7 protein-coding genes and 1 pseudogene are annotated in these 6,143 nt (G+C 68.4%); 5 read left to right on the forward strand and 3 right to left on the reverse strand.

The window, feature by feature from the left end; translation table 11 throughout:
- The 5 genes from Y705_RS0112645 to Y705_RS0112665 all read left to right on the forward strand — a co-directional run.
- On the forward strand, positions 1–690 hold a 690-nt coding region (locus Y705_RS0112645), incomplete at its 5' end, for an HAD hydrolase family protein (protein ID WP_026533119.1).
- A 118-nt stretch (positions 691–808) separates the two neighbouring features.
- Positions 809–1,564, forward strand: a complete 756-nt coding sequence (locus tag Y705_RS19780) for a glycerophosphodiester phosphodiesterase family protein (RefSeq protein ID WP_155850072.1) — start codon at positions 809–811, stop codon at positions 1,562–1,564.
- A 98-nt stretch (positions 1,565–1,662) separates the two neighbouring features.
- Positions 1,663–1,836 carry a hypothetical protein gene (locus Y705_RS21940; protein WP_155850070.1) on the forward strand — a complete coding sequence of 58 codons (174 nt, stop codon included), beginning with the start codon at positions 1,663–1,665 and terminating at the stop codon, positions 1,834–1,836.
- A 150-nt stretch (positions 1,837–1,986) separates the two neighbouring features.
- Complete coding sequence (locus tag Y705_RS0112660) at positions 1,987–2,895, forward strand: ABC transporter ATP-binding protein (protein WP_026533120.1); 909 nt, start codon at positions 1,987–1,989, stop codon at positions 2,893–2,895.
- Between the two features lie 3 nt (positions 2,896–2,898).
- A complete protein-coding gene (locus tag Y705_RS0112665; RefSeq protein ID WP_026533121.1) occupies positions 2,899–4,518 on the forward strand; it encodes an ABC transporter permease in 1,620 nt (539 codons plus the stop codon).
- Here the strand turns inward: Y705_RS0112665 and Y705_RS19785 are convergent.
- The 3 genes and pseudogenes from Y705_RS19785 to Y705_RS19790 form a co-directional block, all read right to left on the reverse strand.
- Positions 4,508–5,131, reverse strand: a complete 624-nt coding sequence (locus Y705_RS19785) for an RBBP9/YdeN family alpha/beta hydrolase (RefSeq protein ID WP_049822720.1) — start codon at positions 5,129–5,131, stop codon at positions 4,508–4,510. The genes Y705_RS0112665 and Y705_RS19785 overlap by 11 nt on opposite strands.
- Positions 5,128–5,637, reverse strand: a pseudogene (locus Y705_RS0112675) (solute carrier family 23 protein); the annotation flags it as partial. The pseudogene Y705_RS0112675 and the gene Y705_RS19785, both read right to left, overlap by 4 nt.
- Before the next feature lie 45 nt (positions 5,638–5,682).
- Positions 5,683–6,143: solute carrier family 23 protein (locus tag Y705_RS19790; RefSeq protein WP_275450817.1), on the reverse strand; the 461-nt coding region annotated here is incomplete at its 5' end.

The raw sequence follows: 6,143 nt of genomic DNA on the forward strand, positions 1-6,143 counted from the left end.
ACCGGCCGGCCGCCGCGCTGGCTGCAGCCGCTACGCGAGCAGCTCGGCCATCTGGGCACTGTCATCTGCTCCAACGGCGCGCTGACGTACGACCTGAAGGCCGAGCGCGTCCTCGATGTCCACCTGCTCGACCATCGGCACATCTATGAGGCCCGGGACATCATCCGGGGGCTGTATCCCGCCGCGGCGTTCGCCGCCGAAACCGTTTCGGGTTTCATGATCGAACCGGGATTCGCCGATCCCGGCACTACTGAGATCCTGGGGAGCATCGAGGCCCAGGTTTTCGAGGATTCCCTCCCCGGAGAGGACGTGGTCAAGTTCCTGGCCCGGGAGAGGGACGTCCACCCCGACGAGTTCCTGCACACCGTCCGCCCGGCCGTGCAGCACCTTGTGTCCGCGACCCATTCGGCGCCGGCCATCGCCCTGCTGGAGATGGCGGTGCCATCCATCAACAAGGCAGTGACCCTTGCGGAGTACGCGAAGGCCCGGGGGATTCCCGCAGCCGATGTCGTAGCTTTCGGGGACATGCCCAATGACATCCAGATGCTGGAGTGGGCCGGACATGGCTACGCCCTGGCGTCGGGACACCCCGAGGCCCTGAAGGCGGCGAACCTCGTGGCGCCCGCGTTCGAGGACGACGGCGTGGCGCAGGTCCTCGAACAGCGCCTGGCCGCACTCAAGACGGCCTGACGGCGCCGGGCCGGTGAGCCTTCCGTACTTCTCCTCCCCGCGAACTGCTTCGGTGCAGCCACAGCCACAGGTACAGGCGCACGACGCCGGACCGCTGCCACACGCGTTGTCCCTCGCATTGTCCCACCGAGGGTTCGCCCCTGACGGCGACGAGAACTCCCTCGCGGCTTTTTCCCGGGCCGTGGAACTGGGGTACGGCTGGCTCGAGATCGATGTGCGCACTTCACGCGACGGCGTGGTGATGGTGTTCCATGATCGACTGTTGGACCGGGTGACCGATGCCTCCGGGCCCCTCGCTGACCGGACGCGGGACGAACTGCGGACCGTGCTGATCGGCGGGCGCGAGCCCATCCCCACCCTGGAGGAGGTGCTGCTGCGCTGGCCGCACCTCCGGTTCAACGTCGATATCAAGGACGGCCCTTCGGTGGAGGCGTTCGCCGACGTCGTCAATCGATGCGACGCGCACGACCGCGTGCTGGTGGCGTCCTTCTCCGACCGCCGGCGGAAGAAGGTGCTGCGCCTACTCACCCGGCGCACGGCGTCCTCGGCGGGCATGCTGGTGAATTCCCTGATCCGTGTCTTCGGTCCCCTCGGCCTGACGCGGGCCATTGCCCGGGCAGCCGGGATCGATGCCGTGCAGGTTCCGCTGCGCTATCGCGGAATCCCCGTGGTGACTGCCGGCTACATCCGCCGGTGCCGGGCAGCATCGCTCGAGGTGCACGTGTGGACCATCAATGACGAGCCCACCATGGCAGCGCTGCTGGACCTGGGAGTGAACGGCATCGTCGCCGACCGGGCGGACCTGCTCGCCGGAGTGATGAAGCAGCGCGGATGCTGGCCGCAAGGCACGGCCCCTGGGCGGAAACAGCGTTGATCCGGGCGGACAAAACGTAGCCAGCGCGCACGGAACGCGCGTAGGCTCGAAAGCGGCCAGCCTGTTGCTGGCCGATGTGAACACGGAAGGAGTTCATCATGGGTTTGAGCAATATGATCAAGAATGCCGCCGGAAAGTACGCAGGGAGGGCCGGCCGCCCCGCTGGAGGAAGCCCCCGAACCGGTGGGCTGAACACCGGCAGGGGAACAGCAGGCACCACTGGCACTGGAGGAATTGGCGGAAAGATCCGCAGCATCCTCAATCGGCGCTAAGGCGCCCGGAGTTCCAGCGGGACAGCGCTGACGGACAGGAGCGGCCGGGAAGCGGCCTGCTCCTGTCCGGGCATGCGTTGTCGAAGAGCACGCGGAACGACCACGGCGTCCGCTCCGGGCATGCATTTCGAACAAGGAATAGAACCCCCCATGCCGTCAGGATCGTTTCCCACCATCGAGACCATCCGGCTCCGGAAGGATTTCGGCCGGGCCGCCGCGCTCACCGGTCTCGATCTTGATGTCAGGCCCGGGGAAGTCCACGGGTTTCTCGGACCCAACGGCGCCGGCAAGTCCACCACCCTCCGGATCCTCCTGGGCCTTATCCGCCCCACTTCCGGCGCGGCCCGCGTTTTCGATCTGGACCCCTGGGCGAACCCTGTCCGGGTCCACCGGGACGTCGCCTACGTTCCCGGGGACGTGAGTCTGTGGCCGGCTCTTTCCGGTAGCGAGGTCATCGACCTGCTGACCGGCCTGCGCGGCGGCGCAGACGAAAGGCTTCGCCGTGAACTCATCGACGAGTTCGACTTCGATCCGCGGCGGAAATGCAGAACCTATTCCAAGGGCAACCGCCAGAAGGTGGCACTCATCGCCGCGTTCGCCCGCCCGGCCCGTCTCTACCTTCTCGATGAACCGAGCTCGGGCCTGGATCCGGTCATGGACGCGGTTTTCCGGCGCCAGGTAAAGCGTGTCAGCGGGGATGGGGCCACGGTGCTGCTCTCCAGCCACATCCTCAGCGAGGTGGAGCAGCTCTGTGACAGGGTCACCATCATCCGCGCCGGAAGCGCCGTGGAGACGGGGACCCTGGCGGAACTCCGCCACCTGACACGGACCCGCTTCCGGATCACGGCCGCGGCCTACCCGGCGATGCTGGAGGCGCTGCCGGGAGTGTACGGCCTGCACGACGACGGCGCAGGCACCGTCTTCGACGCCGACGCCGCCGAGCTGGGATCCGTGCTGAAAGCTCTCGCGGCCGCCGGTGTCACCGGGATCACCGCGGCCCCGCCCTCGCTCGAGGCGCTGTTCCTGCGCCACTACACCGGGCCGGACGACCAGGTGTAGCTGATGCGCGCCGTCGTCCGTCTGGGGCTGGTCCAGGCACGCCGGGACCGGAAGGTCCTGACCGTGTGGATCCTGGGTATCGCGCTGCTGGGCCTTGTCACTTCGACAGCGGTGGCCGGCCAGTTCGGGAGTGAGCGCGAACGGGCGTCGATCATCACCGTTGCCGCGGCGAGCCCGGCGTTCCTCTTTCTCCGCGGGCTGCCCGACGGCACCGGCATCGGGTCGGTGGTGTTCTTTCAGGGTTACTCCTTCACCGCGGTCCTGGCCGGCCTGATGAGCACCCTCCTCGTCGTACGGCACACACGCGCCGACGAAGAGCTCGGGCGCTCGGAACTTGTCGGGTCCACCCCGGTTCCCCGTACCGCACCCCTGGCAGCAACGCTGCTCATGGCCGCCGGCGCGAACCTGGTTCTGGCCGTGGCGGTGGCCGCAGGTTTCGCCGCAGCCGGTCTACCGGTTGCCGGATCACTCACGGCCGGGGCTGCCGTGGGCGCGGTGGGACTGTTCTTCGGTGCCGCTACCGCGGTTCTCGCCCAGGCACTTCCGTCGGGGCGCAGCACCAACGGGGCCGCCGCAGGCCTGGTCGGTGCCGCATACCTGATCCGGGGCATCGGAGACGCCCTCGGCACTCCGGATGCCGGCCTGACGCAGGTCACCGCGGCGTGGCCCTCACTGCTCTCACCCATTGGCTGGGGACAACGGTCACGGCCGTTCACGGCCGCCGACCTCGTGCCGCTTCTGGTGGTGGCAGCGGCCGCGCTGGTGCTGGCAGCGGCAGCGGTGCTGGTTCGGAACCGGCGGGACCTCGGCGCCAGTGTCCTGCACGAAGGCGAGGGGAAGGACCGGGCCGGCACCGGAGGGACTTCGCTCCTGGGCCTGGCGTGGCGCCTTCAACGCTTCCCCCTGGCCGGCTGGTGCCTTGCCTCCCTGGCGCTCGGCGCCGTGGCAGGCGGACTCGCTCCAGTGGTCGGGAACGCACTCGACGGGAACCCGGCCCTCCAGGACCTGATCAAGCGCCTCGTGCCGGGGGAGCAGCCCGACGTCGTCGACCTCTTCACCACCGCCCTGCTGGGCATCGCCGGTGTTGTCGCTGCTGCCGCCGGAATCCAGACGGTGCTTCGGCTGCGGACCGAGGAGGTCGAGGGGCGGGCCGAGCTGCTCCTCGCCGTCCCGCGGTCCCGCACGCGATGGCTGGCCGCGACTCTTGTTCTAGCCGCCCTGTCGGTGACAGCGGTGGCGGCAACCGCGGGTACTGCAGCGGCCGTCGGGCTGGGATTGTCCGGAGCGGGCAGCAGCCAGGGAGGAATCATTGTGGCCGCGGCACTGGCTCACGCCCCGGCCGCGGCTGTCTTCCCGGCGGTGACATCACTCGTCTTCGCCACCGTGCCACGGCTGGGCAGTCTGCTGGGCTGGGGATTCCTCGCCGTCGGGCTGGTTCTGGGCCAGTTCGGGGAGCTGCTCGGTCTTCCCGTGTGGATGCAGGACATCAGCCCGTTCCGTCATTCCTCCGCCATGCCCGTCGAGTCCTTCGAGCCGGGCGGGGCCCTGGCTCTGACCGCCGTCGCCCTCGCCGGAGCAGGACTGGCCGCCTATCTGATCCGGCGGCGGGACCTCACGGCATGACGCGCGCAGGCAGCGCACCGTCCGATCCGCGGTTCTCCTGCCGCGGGTTCTCCTCGAGAATTCCGGCTAGTCGTGTCCCGAGCTCGGGGAACTCCCCGTACCCGTCGCTTCCGAGGAAATGGCCGGCATCGTGCACTTCCACCAGTGACGCCGACAGGCGCTCCGCCAGTGCACGTGTTAGTCCGGAAGGAACCACAGGATCATTGTCCGAGGCGAAGACCGTCCGGTGGGTGATGTGTCGCGCCAGGGCGGGAGCATCGACCGGAAGCGCAGTGAAAGGGTCAAGGAGCGGCAGTTCCGGTACGCGCTCCTCGAACCCGGCAACCAGGATGAGGCCATGAAGGGACCAGCTCCCGGCCAGTGTGTCGAGGTAGCGCAGCGCCGCGATGCAGCCCAGGCTGTGGCAGACAAGGACCGTCGATTCATCGGGCCGATGGACGGCAGCCTCGATGGTCTCCACCCAGGGTCCGGGCATCGGTTCCTGCGGAGTCGGCAGGTGCAGGACCTCGACCGTACTGTCGCCCTGCCCGAAGGTCCTTTCCATCCACGGAAACCAGTGGTCGCCGGGGGCGGCCTGGTAGCCGGGGATGACGAAGATCCGCAACTGCTTCATCCGAGCTTGGAGGGACGACTGCCATGGTCGGTGGACTCCGGCTCGTCGGGCGCTGCGACGTGTTCGCTCCCGCGCGCACGGGCGATCGCCGTCATGCCGTGGAAGATCAGCAGGGCAGCGCCGGTGCCGAGGGCGATCCCGGCGAAGGTGAGGTCGCCGATGATCCAGGTGAAGTCGGCGATGCCGATGACCAGTGCCACACCGGCTGTGGACAGGTTGATCGGATTGGAGAAGTCCACCCGGTTCTGGACCCAGATCCGTACGCCGAGGATGCCGATCATTCCGTACAGCACCACGCCGGCGCCGCCCAGGACGCCCGGCGGGACGGTGGCGATCAGTGCGCCGAATTTCGGGAACAGGCTCAGCAGGATCGCGACGATCCCGGCCACCCAGTAGGCTGCCGTGGAGTAGACGCGCGAGGCCGCCATGACGCCGATGTTCTCGGCATAGGTGGTGGCTGTCGCCCTGCCCGAAGGTCCTTTCCATCCACGGAAACCAGTGGTCGCCGGGGGCGGCCTGGTAGCCGGGGATGACGAAGATCCGCAACTGCTTCATCCGAGCTTGGAGGGACGACTGCCATGGTCGGTGGACTCCGGCTCGTCGGGCGCTGCGACGTGTTCGCTCCCGCGCGCACGGGCGATCGCCGTCATGCCGTGGAAGATCAGCAGGGCAGCGCCGGTGCCGAGGGCGATCCCGGCGAAGGTGAGGTCGCCGATGATCCAGGTGAAGTCGGCGATGCCGATGACCAGTGCCACACCGGCTGTGGACAGGTTGATCGGATTGGAGAAGTCCACCCGGTTCTGGACCCAGATCCGTACGCCGAGGATGCCGATCATTCCGTACAGCACCACGCCGGCGCCGCCCAGGACGCCCGGCGGGACGGTGGCGATCAGTGCGCCGAATTTCGGGAACAGGCTCAGCAGGATCGCGACGATCCCGGCCACCCAGTAGGCTGCCGTGGAGTAGACGCGCGAGGCCGCCATGACGCCGATGTTCTCGGCATAGGTGGTGG

Origin of the sequence: Arthrobacter sp. H41 (genome assembly GCF_000520535.1) — a bacterium.
In the GTDB taxonomy this organism is placed as follows: domain Bacteria; phylum Actinomycetota; class Actinomycetes; order Actinomycetales; family Micrococcaceae; genus Arthrobacter_D.

Bases quoted from the DNA above. Each gene is read 5' to 3' on its own strand.
- Y705_RS21940 (WP_155850070.1), top strand. From the start codon at position 1,663: ATGGGTTTGAGCAATATGATCAAGAATGCCGCCGGAAAGTACGCAGGG.
- Y705_RS0112660 (WP_026533120.1), top strand. From the start codon at position 1,987: ATGCCGTCAGGATCGTTTCCCACCATCGAGACCATCCGGCTCCGGAAG.
- Y705_RS0112665 (WP_026533121.1), top strand. From the start codon at position 2,899: ATGCGCGCCGTCGTCCGTCTGGGGCTGGTCCAGGCACGCCGGGACCGG.
- Y705_RS19785 (WP_049822720.1), bottom strand. From the start codon at position 5,131: ATGAAGCAGTTGCGGATCTTCGTCATCCCCGGCTACCAGGCCGCCCCC.